Raw genomic sequence first — 21,003 nt, 5'->3', positions numbered from 1 at the left:
TAGTGAGTACACTCACAGTATATGAAATTAGTGAGGTTACTCACTAATTTAGTTTGTTGGAGGTATCATTATGGAAAATGTACAACAGCAGCGGGTCGAGAAATTGTGGACGGCTGATTTCATCCTCATTACGCTCGCCAGCTTCTTCTTATTCTTCGGGTTTCAGATGCTGCTGCCTACTTTGCCGGTCTATATGCAGGACTTAGGCGGAGACAATACGGCCGTTGGCCTTATTATCGGCATCTTTACGGTCTTTGCGCTTGTGACGCGCCCGTTGGTTGGAGCGGTGATGGGGGACAGCAAGAAGGGCTGGCTGATGGCAGGGCTTCTTCTCTGCTTCGTCATTATATCGGGTTATCACTGGACGACCTCGGTCGTATTACTGCTGCTGGCTCGTTGTGTCCATGGTGTTGGCTGGGGTGTGGTCACGGTTACGTCTGGCACATTGGCGGCGGATGTCATCCCGGCAGCACGTCGCGGCGAGGGCATCGGCTACTTTGGCCTTGCGAGCACACTCGCGATGGCGCTGGCGCCTGCGATTGGTTTGGCCATTCTAGACGGAGCTGGACAAATGCCTGGTGTGATTCTCGTTGCCGCAGTCAGCACGATCTTATCTTTTCTGTGTGCTTGGGGCGTGAAGAGCAAGCGCGGCAATAAGGACGTTCATACCGCTAACGTTGAAAAGCCGCAGGCGAAGCCTTCCTTCCGCTCGCAGCTGTTCGAACCGAAGGCGCTGTTCCCATCCTTGCTCGCTTTGCTGATTGGGATCGTCTATGGCGGAATCGTCAGCTTTATTACGCTGTTCGGCAAAGAAGTGAATATCGGCAATGTTGGCTTATTCTTTACGCTTAACGCAGTATGCTTGCTCGTCGTGCGGCTCATCTCGGGACGGCTGTTCGACCGCAAAGGGCATGTATGGGTCATCCTGCCCGGCAGCGTACTGATAGCGGCCTCGCTGATCGTATTGTCCTACGCGGATAGCCAGATGACGCTGGCGATTTCGGCGATTTTATTCGGTTTTGGCTTTGGTGCGGTACAGCCCTCGCTGCAAGCTTGGATATTAAACCGTGTAGAGCCAGCCCAGCGGGGGCAGGCCAATGCAACCTTTTATTCGATGTTCGACCTAGGGATTGGCGGCGGTGCGATGCTCCTCGGACGTCTTGCTGAAGCAACCAGCTATGCAGCGATGTATCGCTATTCGTTCTTTGTTATTGTGCTTTTCTGCATCGTATATGTGTCATATGTGTGGAGAAGAAGGCAGAGCCCTTTAAAATAACAAGTAGGTTACCGTTATATAGTAGGTACGCATCATGATTTCTTCACCTACTAGGAGGTAATGGAAGTGAGCGATTTTCAATCCGTACTTGTCGATCGTCGATCCGCCAATCGGTTCGTTGAACATGTAGATATACCCCGGAATGAGTTAGAAGAGATATTCGCATTAACGAAGTATACGCCAACAGCCTACAACTTGCAGCATGCGCATTTCGTAGCGGTGACGGATCGTGGCTTGATCGAACGCATTTACGAAGCAGCCTACAAGCAGTATAAGATTAGAACAGCATCGGCCGTCATCTTTGTACTTGGCAATACGAAAGCGCATCTGAATGCAGCTGAGCTTAACGAAGGTTTGAAGACGTTAGGGCTGCTGAGTGAACAGGAATATAAGATGGTCGTGGACAACACGATCCAGTTCTACGAGAGCCGCGGAGAAGATTTTCAACGGGAGGACGCTGTGCGCAATGCTAGCTTGTCTGCGATGAACCTTATGCTGATCGCCAAGGACAAGGGCTGGGATACATGCCCGATGCACAGCATAGAAGGTCAAGCACTCGAGGCATTAATCGAAGTGCCTGAAGGCTTCATTCCGGTCATGATGATCACGGTCGGTAAATCTGCCCCAGAGAGCATGCGCCCTCGCGGCTATCGCAAACCAACAGGTGAATATGTCACGTATATCGATTAACAATGAAACCCCGGTACTAGCTACTGGGGTTTTCTGCGTCTGCGATGGTTTCCTTCACGAGCCACCGTCCTTGAATATATATCTTGAAGAGAAGCTCCGCTACCTCATTCTGTCGACAGCCATAAAGAAACCACTCCTTGTCAGGAGTGGTTCTTGTGCGTACTCATTTAATCTTTCGCGCGCCAGATGGTAATGACATTGCCATCCGGGTCGTATAGGTCGAAGTGCCAGCCGCATTCCCCTTCTTCGATAATCGGCTCCAAGCGAACTCCTTTTGCCTGCATGTAGGCGTAGTGTTCATGAATATGATTGGTGAAATACGCGGTGCGAGGCAGCGGCTTGCCGTTCACCATGTTTTGAACCACTGGCCCGTCTGAACGCAGCAGCTGAAGATCAGGCTGGAGAATCGCGTGCGTATCGAACACGAGGTCTATTGTAAAACCAAGAATTTCTTCATACCAAGCAGCAGAAAGGCGTACGTCCGTTACAGGCACATACGTGAAGCAAATGCGGGCGATCTGGCGCATAGCAACTTCAGCCATTCAAACAACTCCCTGTTGATTTGTCAGGTGCTCATTGTGTAAGGTTATTCGACAGACTTTCCGCAATCCCTTCATTTTCCACTTTTGTGTTAAACCGGCATTTAGGGCGTTTTGCAGTCTTTCTTTTGCCCGCGGGCTGCACTATAATAAACCCATTCGTAAGCGAAGGGGGTTAGATACCGATGGCAATGGCACGAGATTGCCGGACTGGCACAGCCTCATGCAAAGCCTGAAAGGGAGGCGATCTTTGCATGGGAAGGCCTCGGCTTCGCCCAATTAACGCAGCAGCTATCGTCTTCTAATAATGGCTTTGCACCTTATTGACCTACCATGACTCAACTAACAATAAGGGGCTGACATGCCATGTGTGAACCATTCATTAGAGGCTATCAATATAATATGATTAAAAATCAAGCCGATTACGTCCTTCATACACTCCGTACGGTCGGAGATCCGAAGGTCGTGGCGGGTGTTCGCTCAAGCGCACAAGCGAAGGTAGCGGAGCTGTTCCCGGATATTAAGGATGAACGGATCTCGATGCTCGAATCCGTGTCTGAGCTGAAGACAGGTGAAGATCTGCAGAAGTATGTGCAGGCGCTCGAACCGTATTTGGTTGCGTTCCCGCCGATTACGGATCAGCAGATTCGGAAGCTGTTCCCGAAGAACAAGAAGCTGAAGCTGCCCGATCTTGCGCAGGTCGACTTCCGCTATGTGTCCTATCTGAGCTGGGTCGATATCGCGACGAACAAAATGTTCATCGTGTATCACAAGGACGGGGCATTCGTTGGCGTGGAAGGTCGGTTCACGGAGACGAATAAGAAGAGCTACTGCTTCGTCTGCAACCGTTACGAGAAGCTGGCGCTGTTCTCGGCCATCACCCGCAAGAGACCGGCGAACAGTTCACCGGACTACTATAAATCGGTTGGCAACTATGTGTGCATGGACGGTCATACATGCAATAAGAACGTGACGGACATTGCATCGCTCGAGCGATTCCTGGCGTCTGTGCTGGATTAGAATCGGATAGACAGTGATAGGAGGCGTCCCATGAGGGCAATGTCATTAAGATAATGGCATTGCCCTTGAAGGGCGCCTTTTTTGTATGCAAACATGGGTGCGTTTGGGGCAACCCGATTTGGAAAAAGCGGTTGACATCTCAATCTTTTATGTCATAATGACTATATAAATTAATAAAGTCGAAATGACAATGTAAAAACCTTTGATTAATCAAGATGGTGATCTTTACTGAGGGGAGTGTGGAGGATGAAGTCATTGAGTCTGCATGATCGGATCAGAGGCGGTCTATATGGTGTTGCGGTTGGCGACGCACTTGGCGGTACGACGGAGTTCATGTCACGGATGTCGGTGCAGAAGAAACACGGCTATTTGACGGAGATCGTCGGTGGCGGTGTATGGGAGCTGGAGCCGGGCGAGGTGACAGACGATACGATGATGACGCTGTGCGTGGCGGATGGCATTGTGAAGCAGCCGGACGCGCCTGTGGCGGCGATCGGGGAGCATTTTCTAACGTGGTATCGTTCCAACCCGAAGGATATCGGCAACATTATTCGGAGTGTGCTGAGCGGTTATGATGGTAATTGGACGGAAGCTTCGTTTGTCGCTCATATGAACTTGGGTCAAAGCGCGGGCAACGGGGCATTAATGCGCTGCCTGCCGGTGGCATTGGCTTATGCGGAACTGAATGATGTAGAGCGGCTGTCTCGACAGCAGGCGAAGATGACCCATTATGATGAGCGATGCGCTGCGACTTGTGAGATGTACAACCGGATCGCCCATCGGATGCTGGAGGAAGGGGCAGAGCTGAGGGCCGCCATTGCGGATGAGATCAAGGGCACAGAATATGTGGAGCTGCTCCAGCCAGGGGCACAGCCGAACTGCGGTCCGACCGGCTTCGTCGTTGATACGATGCGTTGGGTACTCCATCTGCTGCTCACCTCGAACAGCTTCGAGGAGGTCGTTCAACGGGCGGCTAACGAAGGCGGCGACTCCGATACAATCGGTGCGATCGCAGGTGGTCTGGCAGGCGTCTATTACGGCTTCAGCGGTATCCCGCAGCGTTATGCGGAGCAGATTCTCATCAAGGATCGGTTGGATTCGCTGAGCGAACAGTTGTATGCGCTTAGGGTAGGTAAGTTATAATTAAGGAATATTTTTCCTACAAAATAATTTCCTTATGTGAGACAATGGTAAGGATTTACTAAAGATAGTGTGTACATGCCAGCGACGATGTCGTTCCATACATTGAGGACTAGAAACGCCCTTCTGTAATCTATTCCATTACAGGGGGAATGATCGATGAAAATAGCCGAACGACTGCTGAAGCAGGATCTTGATCATGTTTATTGACAGGGATCATCCAAGAGGGATGGAAGACCTCTTTCCATCCTTATCCGACCCTGAGCAGGCTCGCAGCAAGACGCTGGACAATGTCGTGAACACATCAAATCATTACTTGCAGCAGGCGCAGCAGCATGGCGTGCAGTACTTCATACGCAATGCCTCGACACAGCTTGAGGATAGGCTGGCGAACGTTGAGCGGCATTTTGGATTAAGGTAATGAAGGACGGTCACCGTTAGTGCGGTGGCCGTTTTTTCAGTCTGTGCCTAGGCAAGAGGTCGGACAGATCGAAGTATGGACGGAATGACTGCACGTCAGTTGTTTACGTGGTTAGTGTAATATAATCCAAGGAAAACGGGTGAATAACATGGCGAAGTCTTACACAGTAAACATAAGTGCGCACCGTAACGTTTACAATAACAATTTACGTACGATGAATCTATACTTTAGTGAGCCAGAACAGGGAGTTAATAAGGAGACCGGGCTTCTACTCTTTATTGCTGGATATGGCGGCCATGCCAACTCCAACGTCTACAAAAAGATGCGTGACGTATTCGCGGATCAGTACAACCTCGTTTGCATACAGTGCGACTATTTTGGCTGGGAGTTTATGCAGCACGAGGAGCTCGAGGAATCGATAGACAACTTTAACGATATGACGACCATGCAGGCATTGGACAATCTTACGGCCGTCACGATGGTCATTGAGATTTTGAAGGATAACAACTTAGATTTTAACGGACGCAGGATCATTGCATACGGTCACTCCCACGGGGCTTATCTTACATACCTATGCAACCGCTTGTCTCCAGGACTGTTCTCGTCGATCATTGATAATTCGTCGTATAACTATCCGATGTACCTGCATTATGGTAGGGAAATAAGCGGAGGGAGCACGCTTTCATATCTTGCGGGTAAAACAGTGCTATTTCCCGAGCTATATGATTTGGTTCGTCTTTATGATGGATTTGATAATCGAGCTCAAATCCTATCTTGGCATGGCGAGAATGACGACATGGCACCCATTGAGGACAAAGAGAGGTTATGCGCGGTAACGAAGGGCATGAAGTTAGAGCGGGTTCGCCAGGAGCATATACGTCCAGATGGGGCGTTTACGTCTACGAGACACGGTCTAAACGCTGACTTTTTGAAGATGTTCGACCTTGCATTTTCGGCGCTGGTTGACATGCCAGAGCCGTATACGCTGGATGATATTAGCATACAGGTAGGTCGGATCGGCTTACACTTTAGTTATAACTCAGGTTTAATCAGACTAGACCTATCAAATGACGGTACACTGCTAGGCCTGCTATCGCACAGCATACAAGATGACCTGGCAAGCGCGATAGACAAGGCCATGAAGTATGGCTCGGTCAGTCAGCACCCCGAGGAGCAAAGGGCTATTGCCGGTATACTAGTTCAGCTCGAAAGAGTTAAAGAGGCCTTTCGCCTCGTTTAAATTTGAACGAAGGTTTTGACGAGAAATTGGTTTACTGGATACCAGTCGGCTAATGAATGTCACAGCGGTTATTTGGGTCAAAACGAAGGATTTGGGTGTATAACGGTTGCAGGAGAGGCTAATAGTGGTAAAATCGGCTGTAGCTGCTCCGTATAGGGCTAATAAGCGCCTATGAAACCTTTGCAATATAACTTGGTGCATTTTAGTCTTATTAAGACCGGCTGCAACCGTAAGTACAAAGCGCTGCAGCGCATTAACGGCGAGGGACTAACCAATCGCAACAAAAAAGCCTTCTCAGGAAGGCTTTTTTGTTGCGATTCTTGGCATAATTACCAGCGTCCGACTCCACAATAAGAGTTGGTCTAACTTAAGAACAAAGGGGCCTTATTTTATGAAAATAAATGCTGCAACGTTACAAAAAAGACTCGCAGTCGCGAGTAAACGAATGCCCGCGGACGTCGTCGTTAAGAACGGGACGATCGTCAATGTGTTCACGGGACAGTTGATGAAGGTCGACATCGCGATCGTCGATGGCGTTATCGCAGGGATCGGTACATATGAGGGGCATGAAACGATCGATGCCAGCGGCAAAATCATCGTCCCAGGGCTTATCGATGGCCATGTCCATATCGAGAGCTCGATGCTGCTGCCAAGAGAATTTGCGAAGGTTGTTCTTCCGCATGGCGTCACGACCGTCATTACCGATCCGCATGAGATTGCTAACGTAGCAGGAGCGGACGGTATTCAATACATGCTGGATGACGCCGAGGGACTGCCTCTGGACGTGTTCGTCATGCTGCCTTCCTGCGTTCCAGCGACACAATTTGAGAGCAATGGCGCGACGCTGAGTGCCGACCAATTGGCACCTTTTCTCTCTGATCCGCAAGTGCTCGGACTCGCGGAGGTAATGGATTTCCCTTCGGTGGCCCGCGGGGATGATCAGATGGTCGATAAGCTGGTGACGACACAACGTCATGATGGCTTCATTGATGGTCATGCGGCGGGAATTGGCCGGGATGACTTGAATATCTACATGGCGGCAGGCATTCGGACGGACCATGAGGGCATCAGCAGCCAAGAAGCGCAGGATCGGCTGGACCTTGGGATGTACTTAATGATTCGCGAAGGGACCGTAGCGAAGGACATGGAGGCGCTGCTGCCGGTCATTACCGAACGCAACGCGAGAAGATGCGTATTCGTCACCGATGATAAGCTGCCGGATGATCTGACCGAAGAAGGTAGTGTCGACCACATCGTCCGACTGGCGATTCAGAGGGGCTTGGACCCGATCATTGCGGTTCAAATGGTGACGCTCAATACGGCCGAGTGCTTCGGGCTGCGTCATCTAGGTGCGATTGCGGCTGGTTACCAGGCGGACTTCCTGCTGCTGGACGATTTGAATAGCCTGTCGATCCATCAGGTGTACAAGAAAGGGCGGCTCGTCGCTCATGACAAGCGAATCGTTGATGCTGCATTTAACGATCAGCCACCAGTGCCTCAACGTCATCCGCTGCCGCAGCTGCATGTGAAGGAAATGACGCAAGACGATTTGAAGCTTCCGGTTCACTCGAACCAGTGCAATGTCATCGAGATTATTCCGAACTCACTCGTTACCCGTCATCGGGTGGAAACGGTCAAAGTGCAGGATGGATTGTTCATCAGCGATACGGAGAACGATCAATTGAAGATAGCTGTTATTGAGCGGCATAAGGCGACGGGCAATATCGGTCTTGGAATCGTGAAGGGGTTTCAGTTGAAAGAAGGGGCGATTGCAAGCACGATAGCCCATGACTCGCATAACATTGTCGTGGTCGGCACGTCGGATGATGCGATGATCATTGCGATTCAACAGGTGATGGCGAGCAACGGTGGAATAGCTGTCGTTGACAGTCAGGACGTTGTGGCAGCACTTCCGCTTCCGGTCGCAGGTCTGATGTCGGATCGCCCGAACGAGGAAGTGTACGAATCGTTGAAGTGGTTGAATGCGTCCCTTGCTCGTATTGGGGCGCCGGAAACCTTCAATCCTTGTCTGATGCTGTCCTTCCTGACGCTGCCCGTTATCCCGGAGCTGAAGCTGACGGACAAAGGCCTGTTCGAGTTCTCGTCTGACTCGCATATTGAAGTTTCGGTTAGTTCGAGTAACGCTTAAGTGTCTATGTAAAAGAGTGAGTGCTAAGTACCCGCGGAGGTACTCGTCGCGATAGCAAACTCAGTCAGATGACAGTAACGACCCCCAAGCATTCCGCTTCGAAGAGAAGCGGTATGCTTTTTTTGCATACGATATTCAGCGCTCCCCGTTCGACCGATACCAGTCCAGCTAAGGGCCATCCGTGCAGGATGACCCTCTTTCACAGCTTTAATAAGCAATGGCATACAACGGATTTCCATCCGGATCCCATAGATCGAACCATCGCATGAAATCGTCCGAATTGCCCGTGATTGGGCTAACCGTGATGCCGGCGGATTGGAACGCCTCACGAGCTGTCTCGAGCTGACGCTTGCCTGCCACTTGGAAGAAGGGTCGAATCGCCGTAGTAGCATTCGCCTTTGCGTCTCCGTTCCTTGCTGAAAGATAGATAGGCAAGTCCATCTGTCTGTCCTCGGCCATGCGCAGACCCATGCATTTAACCGAACATGTCTCCGTCTCCAGGGGGACCATCGCGAGATGCTCCTCATACCATTGCCGAGCAACTGCTAGGTCGGACACCGCAATATGTAGGAAATAGGAGTGGAAACGACTTCCTTGCTGCTCAGATCGAACAGGTGCTGAAACAGCGGTCAGCCTCGTTCCTTGCGGGTCCCAGAAGTCGAATGCTTCCACACCCCATGGTGTCTCATAAATGTCGGAGCTAGCGACCTCCTCTTGCGCTAAGGCAAGCTTCGTCTCCCGCAGACGGCTAGTCGTCAGACATACATGTACGTCCCCTTCTGGCAATGGCTCATTCGGATAATGAGCCAGCAGCGTAAACGGCTGCTTATTAGGGAATTGCAGAAGCGTCAGCTTCTCCTCCGGCGAGTCCCATCCGATCGTTAATCCTAAGTGCTGCACATACCAGTCGATATTGCTCTGCCGCTCACAAGCCCGTACCCACAGCGTCAAGAAATCAAACTTCGTAAAATGCACCGTCCTCGCACCTTTCGATAAGTAGATTCGTTCATGCCCTTATCATAAATCTTCAAGTAACTTGAAGTTCAAGCTCGAATCGATACTGGAACGTAGAGCAGGAGCCGGTCGTCATTACCTGCAATATATTTGTCAAAATGGTCCCCTGCCTGCTGGAAGCCGAACTTGTGCAAAATGGATATAATGCGCTGGCAGACATACGTCTCGCCGTACTTGTGCTCGAGCGTAGCGAATAGTGCAAACGGGATTTGCCTAATCGTAAATCCGCTGTCAGACGGGGGAATCTTCCCTACATCCTTGGGACGGATATGGAAACCAATCTCACCAAGAAGTTGATCCCCTTGCACATCGAGGGTGCGCACATAGCCATCATCGACAATTTTGACACCATGAGATAGCAGTAGTTGCCTGTACGCTCGAATAGCCTTTTTGTACGGCAGCGGTCCTTGCCGAGGTACCGTTACCGTATACCAAATGACGAAGAGCTCCTGCTCGATGTTTACGAGATGGAGCTCGTTCTGCTCGGGTTGGAAGCCTTGGAGGAATTGGTTCGCAATTTGGACAGACAGCAGCTTTACCTCGGATTCATGCCGCCAGCGCTGCAGCAGCTTGTCTCGGTCCTCGGAACCAGCGGTCAAGAAATGTCCAATCTCCGTCAGTCCGACACCGGCCTGGCGCAGGCTGTGGATGAGTCGGGCTTGGCTGATCTGCCCTTGCTCGTACTTGCGATGACCGCTGTCCAGCCGCATAGCAGGTATTAATATGCCTTTCGTTTCATAGAATCGAAGCGCACTCGGCGATAGATCCGTTCTCTCGGCAAACTGTTTAATGGATAGCATAGGACTCAACCCTATAAGAAATATTTGGTATATTACTATTATCATAGTTGCTGATCCAATAATCGACAAGGGGCTGACCATACTGGACGCATTCACTAAGCTGGAGCCTTACATACCGGGATTAAAGCTTTACTGCCGCTCCCTGACCAGAAGCGACTGGGATGCAGACGATTTGACGCAGGATGTGCTGGCGAAGGTGCTGCTCGCATTGGAGCGTGACTCCGAGCGGCCAATCAGCCGCTCCTTCTTGTTCCGCATTGCGAAGAATGCTTGGATCGACCGCTATCGTACGGAGCGCAAGCGGCAGGGCGATACTGCATTCGACGAGGAACATCTCCCGACTGTTCCGTTCTCCGTGGATGGTATTCTGGCCCGAGAGCTGCTGGAACAGCTGGCGGAATCACTCAATCCGAGGCAAATAGTGCTCGTCATTCTGATCGATGCCTTCTCGTTCAGTGCATCCGAGTCTGCGGCACTGCTGCGTATGACGGAAGGTGCAGTGAAGGAGGGGCTGAAGCGGGCGCGCCGGCGCTTGCAGGCCTTCATGGCAGGCGATCGGCAGAACAATGGGCAAGTCGGCGTCAAGCTTAAGAGCCCGGATGGCGCTGTTATGACGGCATCATTGTTCGAGACGTTCTTGAAGGGCTTCCGCCAAGGCGACGCAGGCATGATTTGCCGCGCTTATCTCAGTCTCGCCGCACAAGGCGTGACGATCGAGAAGGTAGCGCGGGAGGCGGGTCGTTACTCGTTCACGATGCGAGATCCAAACGGCCATTTGATCGAGTTTTTTCAAAATAGTTGATCGCACCCGTTTCTTACCGCTTCGTCGTACGTTATGGATGATGAATAACAACTCGAGGAGGAATTCAGTGTGTCAGTTCAGGTGAAAAATTATGCGGTCGTCTCGCTGCCCGTCCGCAATCTGGCGGTATCCCTGCGGTGGTACCAAGAGCTACTTGGCATCCCGTTCACATTCGATTACACGGAGGGTGATACCGAAGCGTGGCTCAATGTCGGTGGCGTCGGCCTTGGCCTGATTCTGTGCCCGGACGTTCCGAAGATGGACTTCACGAACAGTCGAGGCGAGCTTCAACCAATCATCTCGCTCCAAGTCGACAACATCCATGAAGCGTATGAGGAACTCAAGAAGAAGGACGCTGACATTCAAGAGCTGGTGTACAAGCCATCCGGCGGGTACAGCTTTATTTTCCGTGATCCGGATGGTCATGTGGGAAATCTATGGGGCGGCTGGCCGCAGGAAGGGAACGAGTAGACCATGAATCAAATGGGGTCAGCAGCAATCGTTACGAGCTATATCTACATTCCCGTATCGGACGCGAATCGTTCCGGTGCGTGGTATGCGAAGCATCTCGGCTTTCAATGGAATCCTGAACTGGGGCAAAATATTGAGCTTCGCACAACGACGGGTGTCTGGATGTTCATGCGGACGGATTATCCGCTTCCGAGTGCGGAAGATACGGCTCGTCGGCCGGTGTTCGGCCTGCAGGTATCGGACATTCAGGCGCTGCACCAATCGCTGCAAGAGCAGGGACAGCAGGTAAGCGCCATTACAGAAGACGAGGGCGGCAGCATCTTCGTGCTTACCGATCCCGACGGGAACCAGATCGAAATATGGGGCGGCTGGCCGAACCTTCGCTAATCTCTTGATCCATGAGAAGGCACCGATGAGGTGCCTTTTTTGTGTGTTCATTTCGTGACGGAGGGCGCTTATTGCCCCGGAAATACATGCAATCGAACAAAACTGGACTCGTCAGATGGACAATTACCCGTATAATAAAAAGAAACCGGACGGTTCGGTCTCTTTTGTAAAAGTTAAATATACGGAGTGGATGATGATATGACTTGGAGTAGAAGGGCATATGGGCTGATGTTGTTGATTGCGGTGGTTTTCATTGTGTATACCGTGTACACCAACTTCATTGGCGATCCGAAGGCGGCAGCCTTCCTCGATCACAAAACAGACCTGAAGCGTGCGCTGCATGTAAGTAGCTGGTTGACGGTCATGAAGGTTCACGTTGTGTTTGCCTGTCTGCTCATGATCTCGGGTGCGATTAATTTCTCTACAGCGATTCTGAAGAAGCGTCAGCGCAAGTTTCACCGATGGAATGGGTATTTGTATGCGGTATCTGTGTTGATCGTAGTCGTTACATCCGGCTACATGGCACCTTATGCGACGGGTGGAAAAGCAGCAAGTATGGCGTTCAACCTGCTCAATATCATTTGGCCAATCTTTACGGTCATCGCTATCGTGAAGATCCGCAAGAAGCAGCTGCCGCAGCATCGGGAATGGATGACGCGAAGCTATGCATTCGTCTTCACCAATTTGTTGATTCACGCGCTGCATACGCTGCTCATCAATGGATTCGGCTTGGAGTACGCCAATAGCTATGTCATCTCGATCTATGCAACGATTATATTGCTGCTTCTGGCAGCGGAAATCGTCATTCGTACCGTGTTGAGACGGTCGATTCGAACGGCATAAGGAACACTAGCCATACGTATCCAGGTTGTTGTGTTCAATGGATTCAAAAAACCGACTCGCCCTCATAAGGCGAGTCGGTTTTCTGCGTTATACCCCATACAATCTCCGGTAGGCTGTAGGCGTCATTCCTTCATGCTCCATGAACCGTTTATTGAAATAGCTGACGCTTGGATAGCCTGCTTCTTCTGCGATGCGGCCGATGTTGTCATCCTTTCTCTCTAGCAGCCACTGCTTTGCTGCCTGCAGGCGGCAGCGGGTAATGAAGTCCATCGGTGTCATACGTGTAGCGCTCTTGAACAGCTTACAGAAATAGTAGGGAGTCACGCCTACCTTATCCGCCCATTCTTCTAGAATAAACGGCTTCACCGCATCCTGCTGCATAAGGGGCAGAAGCTCCATAATCCGCTCGCCTGACGTTCCGGCCTTGCCTCCCGCAAGCGCAACCGCTTGTTCGACAAAGATCGTCAGCAGCATATACGTAAGCATGGACAGCTGAGCGGGGCGCAGCATCCGGTTCGTCTCCGCCTCGTCGAGCAGCTCTTCATGAGCCTGCTCCCACACCTTAGGTTGGCCGAGCTTCCACAGTGGGTTTCGGTGAAAGCCTTGCTCGATTAGATAATCCCTCAACCCTGTTCCGCCGTAGAAATGAAACCACCGCACATCCCAAGGATCATCCTTGTTGCTGTAATAGCGCTGCTTCTGAAGGGGGAAATAAAGTACGGCCTCCCCTGCCCGAAGCTCATGCACAATCCCATCGATCTCCGCATAGCCCTTGCCCGACACGCAATAATGAATATTGAAATTGTTAAGGGCCCCCGCCTCGCGTTCTACGCTATGCTCCGGATCATCACGGTATTGGCCTACGGATTCCGGGAAACAGAAGTACGGCATATTCGGGAGCGTAAGCAGCAGGCTTTGTCGTTTCATGGCATGTGCCTCCTGAACAATATTGTTATAACCGAACACAAAATAATATCATTTTAATTTTAAATCCGAACTTCTATAATCGCAATATAGTCATAAATCATTCATACGAAGCGAGGGTGAAGCATGAGTAAAAAGCTCAAATGGGGCATTATGGGATGCGCCAAAATCGCGCAACGCGCGGTCATTCCAGGCCTCCATTTATCAGAACTGAACGAGGCGGCTGCCATTGCAAGCCGTGATGCAGACAAAGCAAAACGTACTGCGGAGGAATTGAATATCGGAACCGCCTATGACAGTTATGAGGCGCTCCTCGCCGATCCTTCGATTGACGTCATTTATATTCCACTGCCCAACCACTTGCACAAGGAATGGGCAATCCGCGCAGCCGAGGCAGGCAAACATATTTTGTGCGAGAAGCCTCTCGCCCTGAACGCTCATGAGGCGGCCGAGATGGCTGAAGCGGCGGACAAGGCCGGCGTTCTGTTATCCGAGGCTTTCATGTACCGTTATCATCCGCGCTACGACCAGATCCGAGATTTGATCGCATCCGGCGCGATCGGCGAGATTCGCGGCATCCGCAGCGCCTTTACATTCAACAACCCGAATGACTCGGCGAACGTTCGCTTCCGCAAAGACTGGGGCGGCGGCTCCATCTATGATGTGGGCTGTTATCCGATTAACGCGGCACGACTGCTGCTGGGCCAAGAGCCGGAGGCTGTAACGGTGAACGCATTGTTCTCTCCGCAGCATGATGATGTCGATATGATGGCTTCCGGATTGATTGAGTTCGGAGGCAATGTATCGCTAACCTTCGACTGCGGCATGTGGGCGGCGTTCCGCAATCCGCTGGAGGTGCTCGGCACGGACGGCATTATTGAAGTCCCATCGGCATTCGTGACGCCTTCGGAGGAAAGCGGCCATATCTATCTGACAACCGGCGGCGAACGCCGTAAGATTGAAGTCCCTTATGTGAATGCCTATACGGAGCAGGCGGATTCCATTGCCCGTTCGATTGCAAGCGGCACTCGCCTCGCATTCGCTACCTCAGATGCAATCCGCAATATGAAAGTCATTGATGCATGCTTGTTGTCCGCTCGTGAACGGACGAGAGTCACTTTATAATCCAAGGAGGCTGCTGAGGATGGATTATTTGAAACTTGAAGGATTGGACAAACCTGTGGCCCGATTAATGAAAGGCACGGATTATTTCTTCCATGACGCCTATGAGAAAGCTTCTGCTAACCTGGATGCGTACTTCGCTATCGGCGGCAACTGCCTGGATACGGCTCATATTTATTGCGGCGGACAAAGCGAGGAAGTGATTGGACGTTATCTGCAAGAGCGCGGTACACGTGATCAATGGGTTATTCTGACGAAAGGCGCGCACCATGATAAGAATGGTCCACGCGTTAGCCGCGAAGCGATCCGCAGTGACTTGATAACGAGTCTTGAACGCCTTCAAGTCGACACGATCGATATGTACGGCTTGCACCGTGATGATCCCAATGTCCCTGCTGGTGAAGTGATCGAAATACTGAACGAGCATATCAAATCCGGCGCCGTGCAAACCATCGGCGTATCCAACTGGACGTGGCGGCGGATTCAGGAAGCGAATGATTATGCCGCGGCTCATGGTCTGGTCGGCTTCTCGTTCAGCAGCCCGAACTTAAGCCTTGCGAAGGCGAATGAGCCGTTCTGGGCAGGCTGCGTCTCGGCAGACGAAGAGACGATTCGTTGGCATGAAGCAAGTCAACTGCCACTGTTCTCCTGGTCATCGCAGGCACGCGGTTTCTTCACCGGCCGCTTTACGAAGGAAGACCGCAGCAACGCCGATCTGGTGCGCGTCTTCTACAGCGACGATAACTGGGAGCGTTATGAACGCGCCAAGCAGCTGGCTGAGGAGAAGCAAGTGACGCAAATCCAGATTGCACTAGCTTATGTGCTTAACCAGCTATTCCCGACCTGTGCCCTCATCGGCGCCCAGTCGCTTGAAGAGCTCCGCTCCTGTGATGAAGGCTCGCGAGTCAAGCTAACCCGTGAAGAGATGAATTGGCTCGACCTCGGCGCGGATAAGAAATAAACGCAGAAAGCACGCTCCCCCGTGGAGCGTGCTTTCTGTGTTATATGAGATATTTGGCTGCGATTACGCCTTGTAGGCGTCAAGCAGCCGCTTGATGTTATCTGTCGCATGGCTGACATGGCGGTTGTCTCTCGTCAGTCGGCTTGCCATAATGGCGCCTTCAATGGATGAGAATAAGAAGGAGGCGGTTGATTCGATATCCATATCTTCGCGAAGCTCCCCGGATTGGATGCCCTGGATGAGCAGTGACTGAATGAAGCCGAGCATTTGCGTATAGGCGCCAATCGCGTGATCGCGCAGCACAGGGAAGGAATGATCGCTCTCGACCGCTGTATTCAGGAAGGGGCAGCCCCCTTGAATGGGAGGATTATAGGCGGTGTCGCGATAAATATCGCACATCGCTACGATTTTGCCGATGATCGTATCCTGACTCTCAACCGCCGCGGAGAAATGCTGCCACAGCACTTGTCCCGCATACTGGAACGCTTCGATGGCGATCTCGTCTTTATTGGAGAAGCTGCGGTAGAGCGCACCCTTGGTGAGGCCGGTTGCGTCCATAATGTCCTGCATCGTCGTTGCCGTGTACCCTTTCTCATTAAACAGGTAGGCGGCTTTCTCGATGATTCGAAGTTTCGTAAGTTCACCTTTACGCATGATTCGAGATCCTCTCCGTATACGAACTATTAGCCCATTATAGCACAACGGCCATCATCCAATAGAGTAGACCACTACCGGTAATTCCCATGTTATTGACAGCTCGTCATTCATCATACTACAATGTGTAGTATATAAGGATGTGAGGAAATGAGGATCAAGAAGCTGAACGTCGGCGGCGAAGGACTGAACAGATTCTTCGGGCCACTCGAGGCGAAGATCATGGACCTGCTCTGGTCTTCTGAAGGGATGAGCATTAAGGAAGTGCAGTCTATCCTGAATCAAGACAATCCGATCTCGATCAATGCGGTGACGACCGTCATGAATCGACTGCTGGAGAAGGGTCATCTGTCCAAAGTGCTGGTTGGTACGGGCCGCACGCAAGCGGCGCGGTTCAGCACGGTGCAGTCCAAGGAGCAGTTTCTGTCCGAGCAGACGAAGGCGGTATCGCAAGGGCTGATTCAGGAGTATGGCAGTCTTGTCGTCAGCCACATGATCGATGCGCTTGAGGATGTGGATCAAGAGATGATTGAGAGGCTTGAGCACAAGCTGAGCGAGATCAAGAAGAGGAACAAGCAATGAACGCGCCGGCGAAGCTGAGATGGATTTATGCGCTCGCAATCTTCTTCATCGTTATGGTGGGTGTGCAGCTTGCGATATATACGAACCATTCGATACACAGCAACAGTGCGCAATGCCTGCTTGTGGCGTATATCGAGCTTGGTTTACTTGCGGGTTATACGATTGTAAGAGTCATATGGCGGGTTAGTGCGCAAGCGTATCTGTCATACAAATGGGGGAAGCATTTCCGTTTCATCCGGCACGAGAAGCTGACTAAGCGTCTGCGCTACAAGTACCGTGACCTTGGCGTCCCTATGCTTGTCGTCAGAGACGATGCGTTCGTCGCGATGGCGATCGGCATGCGGAAGCCGACGATTGTCATCTCCGATACGGTGATGGACATGTTCAGCGAGGAGGAGCTGAAGGCGATCATCCTGCATGAATGGCATCACTGCCGCAATCGCGACAATGCGAAGCTGTTCTTCACGAAGCTGCTGACGGAAAGCTTCGGGTACCTGCCGATTATGCGTCCGATTTATCGGTATTATCATACGTGGATGGAGCTGCTTGCCGATCGGTTCGCCATCGAGCGAATGGGTACGGAGCTGCCGCTTGCCAGTGTGCTGCTGAGGCTGTCGAAGCTGGGGAATAGGAGGCAGCATGCGGCTGCCGTACATTTTGCCTCGGCGACGATGCAGTATCGGATTGCGCAGGTGCTGGAGCCGGATCAGGCCGTTAAGGTGAAGGTTGCGATTGTGAGACCGATGCTAATATCACTGTCCTTGTTGACGCTGCTGATGATTAGTGGGGATTCCTAAAATCCTCATTTTTTTGGACTATTATACTACATATCGTAGTACGATTGAGGGGGGCTTTACGATGAGTGTTGAATTGTTTTCAATCGGTGGATTTACGCTGTATACGCATGGAGTCATTACGGCACTGGCCGCGATGCTGGCACTTGGGATCGCCCATTACTTAGCTGCAGGAACACCGTACCGGGAGCACATCACGAATATGGTGCCTTACCTGTTCGTCGGGGCGATTGCTGGTGCACGTATTTGGCATGTGTTCTTCTTCCAATGGGGCTATTATTCCCAGCACCCTGCGGAGATTATTGCAATCTGGAATGGCGGCATATCCGTTCAGGGCTCGCTTATTGGCGGCTTCCTAGCGATGATCGTGTATACGAGGAAACATCATCTGTCGTTCTGGGGGCTGGCGGATGTGCTTGCGCCAGCTATCGTATTAGGGCAGTCGATCGGCAGAATCGGCTGCTTCATGAACGGTGACGCCTACGGCTCGCCGACCGGACTTGGTTTCGGTATGGTGTACCGGGAAGGTACGCTGGCTTATGATAAGTACGGTGCAGAGCCGTTGTGGCCGGCCGAATTGTTCGAGAGCCAATGGGACCTTATTATTTTCACCCTGCTGCTGCTGTTGAAGAGACGTCAGTTGAAGTCAGGCATGCTGTTTCTCATCTATAACATCCTGTACTCCGTCGGACGGTTCAACCTGGAGTTTCTTCGCGGCGATTCGCCGCGCTATGCACTCGACTGGACGGCTGGCCAATGGACCAGCTTCGTGGTAGTCGTGATCAGCGTGTGTCTGATGATTACTTTGCATTGGTATAAAAGAGGCAGTCTTATTGCGGCACGAGAATAAGTGTATAACTTGAACGGTGTGCTAGAAATCCAAAGGACAATCGCGAACCTCTCGCGATTGTCCTTTTTTCCCTCATAAAGCAGCAGTGCATCCGATTATTGGCTCGACTTATAGCTGTTCATTTTTTTGAAAACCTTCACCTTCAATATCCACTTTCGGCAGCAATCGATCCAACCACTTCGGCATGTACCATGCTTTCTTGCCCAACAAAGACATAATGGCTGGTACCAGCGTCATTCGAATTAAGAATGCATCGATGATTACGCCGGCAGTGAGGGCAAGGCCCAATGATTTCAAGATTGCATCTTCTGCCATTATAAAGCTGCCGAATACCGAGATCATAATAACGGCTGCAGTTGTAACGACAAGACCATTATGCTGCATACCCGATATGACAGCGTTCTTCGCATCTCCGCTATGCGCGTAATCCTCTCGCATGCGAGTGACCAAGAATACTTGATAATCCATGGCAAGACCGAATACGATCGCTACCAATAGAATCGGCAAGAAGTTCAATATCGGTCCGACGCTTGAGATGCCAAACAGCTCGCTCAAATAGCCGTCTTGGAACACCAACGTCACAATACCTAGTGAAGAGAAGATCGTAAATAAGAAGCCGATGATCGCTTTCAGCGGTACGAGTATGGAGCGGAACACAATAGCAAGAATGATGACGCCAAGTCCTACAATCGTGGCAATGAATACGGGTAATGCGTCAAGCAAGGTGTTTGATATATCAATATTTACGACGGCAGTACCGGTTAGCATAATGTCCGCATTGTAATCGGATTTAATTGTACTGCTTTGAGCCCTTATGCTGTGTACAAGCTCTTCGGTATCCTCCGATGTTGGCAGCGTACTTGGAACAATGGTCAAAATAGAGACAGTGCCCGACTCGTTAGATACGGGAGGAGTTACCGTTACGACTCCATTCATGGTTTGAACAAGGTTGGTAAAATCAGAAGCTGCCTTCGCGGTCGAATCGCCACTGTTTGTTTTAACAACGGCTGTTATTTGTCCATGGAAGCCTGGTCCGAACCCTTCCGCCAACAGATCGTATGCTCTTCGTGCGGTTGTATCTGTTGATTTGAAGCCGTCATCGGGCAAACCTGTCTTCATGTGCAAAGCAGGAATACTTATTGAAGCAATTAATGCCAGTGAAATGACAATCACAGGGACAGAAAACCGGGAAACAAATCGTGCCCACTTACCGAAAATGTTGAGCTTCATAACGTTGGTTGTATGACTTCTAGTTTCTACTTGTCTCCTGGGTATCAGGCGATTACCAAGACAGGAGAGAAGTGCCGGAACAAGCGTTACAGAAATCGCCATCGCGAACAGAACGGTTAGAGAAGCTGCCAATCCCATCTGAGTTAGGAACGGAATGTTAACAACAGCTAAACTAACCAGTGCGATTATTACCGTCAATCCTGCGAATAATACCGCACTGCCAGCCGTTGCATTTGCAGTAGCAATGGCTTCAATAATACTGCATTTTCTAGCTTCTTGACGGACTCGGAAAATAATTAATAGCGCATAATCAATACCGACGGCTAGTCCTAACATGGTCGAGAGAGAAGATGCTGTGCCCGTTACCTCGATGAAGCTCGATCCGAAATTCAAAAGCATCGTTCCGGACAACACACCAATCAACGCAGCTACTAACGGAACTCCCGCCAATAAGATGGATAAGAAGGTGATGCCTAGAACAACATACGCGATAACAATACCGAATAGTTCTGAACTTGCGCTTTCCCCACCTTCTGCCACTTGGACAGTTCCGCTAGACTCTGTTTGAATGCCCTCACTCTGAACGAGTTCAATATTGTTCCTGATAAGTTCTTTAGACTCGTCAGAGACGTCTGCTGCCGCTTCCTTGTAAGTCAGATCCATATAACCGATTTGTTTGTCCGCACTGATCGTACCTTGTGTATAGGGATTGGACACGGAGCCGATCTCTGTGTCTTTCTTAGCGTTGTCTACAAATGTCGTTATAGCTTCTTTTATTGCTGCATCATCAAAGGTTGTTCCTTCAGGAGCTTTAAATACGACTCTAACCGTGCCCCCTGTAGTTCCATCTGCACCATCAACAGAGAATTCTTCGGCCAGCAAGTCAATGGCATTTTGCGATTCCGTTCCTGGTATGGTTAATTGGTCAGACTTCTCACCAGTAAAAGTACTACCCAGCACAACAATAATTCCCACAATAACTACCCATATTAGAATCGTCTTTCCTTTATGCTGCGCACACCACTTGCCTAATTTGTACAGCATATTCGCCATTCTCTTTCACTCCTTTGTTATCTACGCACTAGCAATAAACC

The 21,003-nt window shown here is 50.9% G+C and carries 22 protein-coding genes; 16 read left to right on the top strand and 6 right to left on the bottom strand.

All coding sequences use genetic code 11. From position 1 onward, the window contains the following. Positions 1-70 precede the first annotated feature (70 nt). On the top strand, positions 71-1,276 hold the full coding sequence (locus DFQ01_RS02075; protein ID WP_110042213.1) for an MFS transporter: 1,206 nt from the start codon (positions 71-73) through the stop codon (positions 1,274-1,276). Positions 1,277-1,336: 60 nt separating this feature from the next. Next, the gene (locus tag DFQ01_RS02070) at positions 1,337-1,966 is read left to right on the top strand and encodes a nitroreductase family protein (protein ID WP_342769971.1); all 630 of its coding nucleotides are present in this window, start codon (positions 1,337-1,339) and stop codon (positions 1,964-1,966) included. Between the two features lie 167 nt (positions 1,967-2,133). Here DFQ01_RS02070 and DFQ01_RS02065 read toward each other — a convergent pair whose 3' ends face one another. Further along, a complete protein-coding gene (locus DFQ01_RS02065; protein WP_110042211.1) occupies positions 2,134-2,508 on the bottom strand; it encodes a VOC family protein in 375 nt (124 codons plus the stop codon). A gap of 363 nt (positions 2,509-2,871) precedes the next feature. Here DFQ01_RS02065 and DFQ01_RS02060 point away from each other — a divergent pair, with 363 nt between their 5' ends. The 5 genes from DFQ01_RS02060 to ade all read left to right on the top strand — a co-directional run bounded on the left by DFQ01_RS02060 (position 2,872) and on the right by ade (position 8,475). Beyond that, positions 2,872-3,525, top strand: a complete 654-nt coding sequence (locus tag DFQ01_RS02060; RefSeq protein WP_110042210.1) for a FusB/FusC family EF-G-binding protein — start codon at positions 2,872-2,874, stop codon at positions 3,523-3,525. 246 nt (positions 3,526-3,771) lie between these two features. Next, complete coding sequence (locus tag DFQ01_RS02055) at positions 3,772-4,668, top strand: ADP-ribosylglycohydrolase family protein (protein ID WP_174812896.1); 897 nt, start codon at positions 3,772-3,774, stop codon at positions 4,666-4,668. A gap of 196 nt (positions 4,669-4,864) precedes the next feature. After that, positions 4,865-5,086 (top strand): hypothetical protein, encoded by a 222-nt coding sequence (locus DFQ01_RS02050; RefSeq protein ID WP_110042208.1) that lies wholly within the window; start codon positions 4,865-4,867, stop codon positions 5,084-5,086. A 148-nt stretch (positions 5,087-5,234) separates the two neighbouring features. Then, positions 5,235-6,326 (top strand): alpha/beta hydrolase family protein, encoded by a 1,092-nt coding sequence (locus tag DFQ01_RS02045; RefSeq protein WP_110042207.1) that lies wholly within the window; start codon positions 5,235-5,237, stop codon positions 6,324-6,326. A gap of 391 nt (positions 6,327-6,717) precedes the next feature. Further along, entirely contained in the window at positions 6,718-8,475 is a 1,758-nt protein-coding gene (gene ade, locus DFQ01_RS02040) for an adenine deaminase (protein WP_110042206.1), read from the top strand. Between the two features lie 207 nt (positions 8,476-8,682). Here ade and DFQ01_RS02035 read toward each other — a convergent pair whose 3' ends face one another. Together DFQ01_RS02035 and DFQ01_RS02030 are read right to left on the bottom strand one after the other, a co-directional pair. Continuing rightward, a complete protein-coding gene (locus DFQ01_RS02035; protein WP_110042205.1) occupies positions 8,683-9,450 on the bottom strand; it encodes a VOC family protein in 768 nt (255 codons plus the stop codon). 68 nt (positions 9,451-9,518) lie between these two features. Beyond that, complete coding sequence (locus DFQ01_RS02030; protein WP_174812895.1) at positions 9,519-10,289, bottom strand: helix-turn-helix domain-containing protein; 771 nt, start codon at positions 10,287-10,289, stop codon at positions 9,519-9,521. Between DFQ01_RS02030 and DFQ01_RS02025 the strand changes: the two genes are divergently transcribed. The 4 genes from DFQ01_RS02025 (at position 10,279) to DFQ01_RS02010 (ending at position 12,792) form a co-directional block, all read left to right on the top strand. After that, the gene (locus DFQ01_RS02025; RefSeq protein WP_110042203.1) at positions 10,279-11,091 is read left to right on the top strand and encodes a sigma-70 family RNA polymerase sigma factor; all 813 of its coding nucleotides are present in this window, start codon (positions 10,279-10,281) and stop codon (positions 11,089-11,091) included. The two genes, DFQ01_RS02030 and DFQ01_RS02025, sit on opposite strands and share 11 nt — an antisense overlap. A gap of 69 nt (positions 11,092-11,160) precedes the next feature. After that, the gene (locus DFQ01_RS02020; protein WP_110042202.1) at positions 11,161-11,562 is read left to right on the top strand and encodes a VOC family protein; all 402 of its coding nucleotides are present in this window, start codon (positions 11,161-11,163) and stop codon (positions 11,560-11,562) included. 3 nt (positions 11,563-11,565) lie between these two features. Continuing rightward, positions 11,566-11,949: a VOC family protein gene (locus DFQ01_RS02015; RefSeq protein WP_110042201.1), complete on the top strand. Its 384-nt coding sequence runs from the start codon at positions 11,566-11,568 to the stop codon at positions 11,947-11,949. Between the two features lie 228 nt (positions 11,950-12,177). After that, complete coding sequence (locus DFQ01_RS02010; protein ID WP_245946480.1) at positions 12,178-12,792, top strand: DUF2306 domain-containing protein; 615 nt, start codon at positions 12,178-12,180, stop codon at positions 12,790-12,792. 87 nt (positions 12,793-12,879) lie between these two features. On the opposite strand, the gene DFQ01_RS02005 is transcribed toward DFQ01_RS02010, so the two are convergent. Then, positions 12,880-13,719, bottom strand: coding sequence for an AraC family transcriptional regulator (locus DFQ01_RS02005; RefSeq protein WP_110042199.1), 840 nt, complete (start codon positions 13,717-13,719; stop codon positions 12,880-12,882). A 123-nt stretch (positions 13,720-13,842) separates the two neighbouring features. Here DFQ01_RS02005 and DFQ01_RS02000 point away from each other — a divergent pair, with 123 nt between their 5' ends. Together DFQ01_RS02000 and DFQ01_RS01995 are read left to right on the top strand one after the other, a co-directional pair. After that, positions 13,843-14,841: a Gfo/Idh/MocA family protein gene (locus DFQ01_RS02000; RefSeq protein WP_110042198.1), complete on the top strand. Its 999-nt coding sequence runs from the start codon at positions 13,843-13,845 to the stop codon at positions 14,839-14,841. Positions 14,842-14,860: 19 nt separating this feature from the next. Then, positions 14,861-15,799, top strand: a complete 939-nt coding sequence (locus DFQ01_RS01995; protein WP_110042197.1) for an aldo/keto reductase — start codon at positions 14,861-14,863, stop codon at positions 15,797-15,799. Positions 15,800-15,862: 63 nt separating this feature from the next. On the opposite strand, the gene DFQ01_RS01990 is transcribed toward DFQ01_RS01995, so the two are convergent. Further along, positions 15,863-16,453, bottom strand: a complete 591-nt coding sequence (locus DFQ01_RS01990; RefSeq protein ID WP_110042196.1) for a TetR/AcrR family transcriptional regulator — start codon at positions 16,451-16,453, stop codon at positions 15,863-15,865. 150 nt (positions 16,454-16,603) lie between these two features. On the opposite strand from DFQ01_RS01990, the gene DFQ01_RS01985 reads away from it, so the two are divergent. From DFQ01_RS01985 to lgt, 3 genes are all read left to right on the top strand, one after another. Continuing rightward, positions 16,604-17,035, top strand: a complete 432-nt coding sequence (locus tag DFQ01_RS01985; protein ID WP_110042195.1) for a BlaI/MecI/CopY family transcriptional regulator — start codon at positions 16,604-16,606, stop codon at positions 17,033-17,035. Beyond that, positions 17,032-17,832 (top strand): M56 family metallopeptidase, encoded by an 801-nt coding sequence (locus DFQ01_RS01980; protein ID WP_110042194.1) that lies wholly within the window; start codon positions 17,032-17,034, stop codon positions 17,830-17,832. Before DFQ01_RS01985 ends, DFQ01_RS01980 begins: the two co-directional genes overlap by 4 nt. Positions 17,833-17,893: 61 nt before the next feature. Next, positions 17,894-18,679, top strand: a complete 786-nt coding sequence (gene lgt, locus DFQ01_RS01975; protein ID WP_110042193.1) for a prolipoprotein diacylglyceryl transferase — start codon at positions 17,894-17,896, stop codon at positions 18,677-18,679. 108 nt (positions 18,680-18,787) lie between these two features. Here the strand turns inward: lgt and DFQ01_RS01970 are convergent, their stop codons facing one another. Beyond that, positions 18,788-20,962: an MMPL family transporter gene (locus tag DFQ01_RS01970; RefSeq protein ID WP_110042192.1), complete on the bottom strand. Its 2,175-nt coding sequence runs from the start codon at positions 20,960-20,962 to the stop codon at positions 18,788-18,790. Between the last annotated feature and the right edge of the window lie 41 nt (positions 20,963-21,003).

The organism is Paenibacillus cellulosilyticus, assembly GCF_003182255.1.
GTDB classification, from domain to species: domain Bacteria; phylum Bacillota; class Bacilli; order Paenibacillales; family Paenibacillaceae; genus Paenibacillus_T; species Paenibacillus_T cellulosilyticus.
This window is presented reverse-complemented; position numbering and strand designations above follow the sequence as displayed.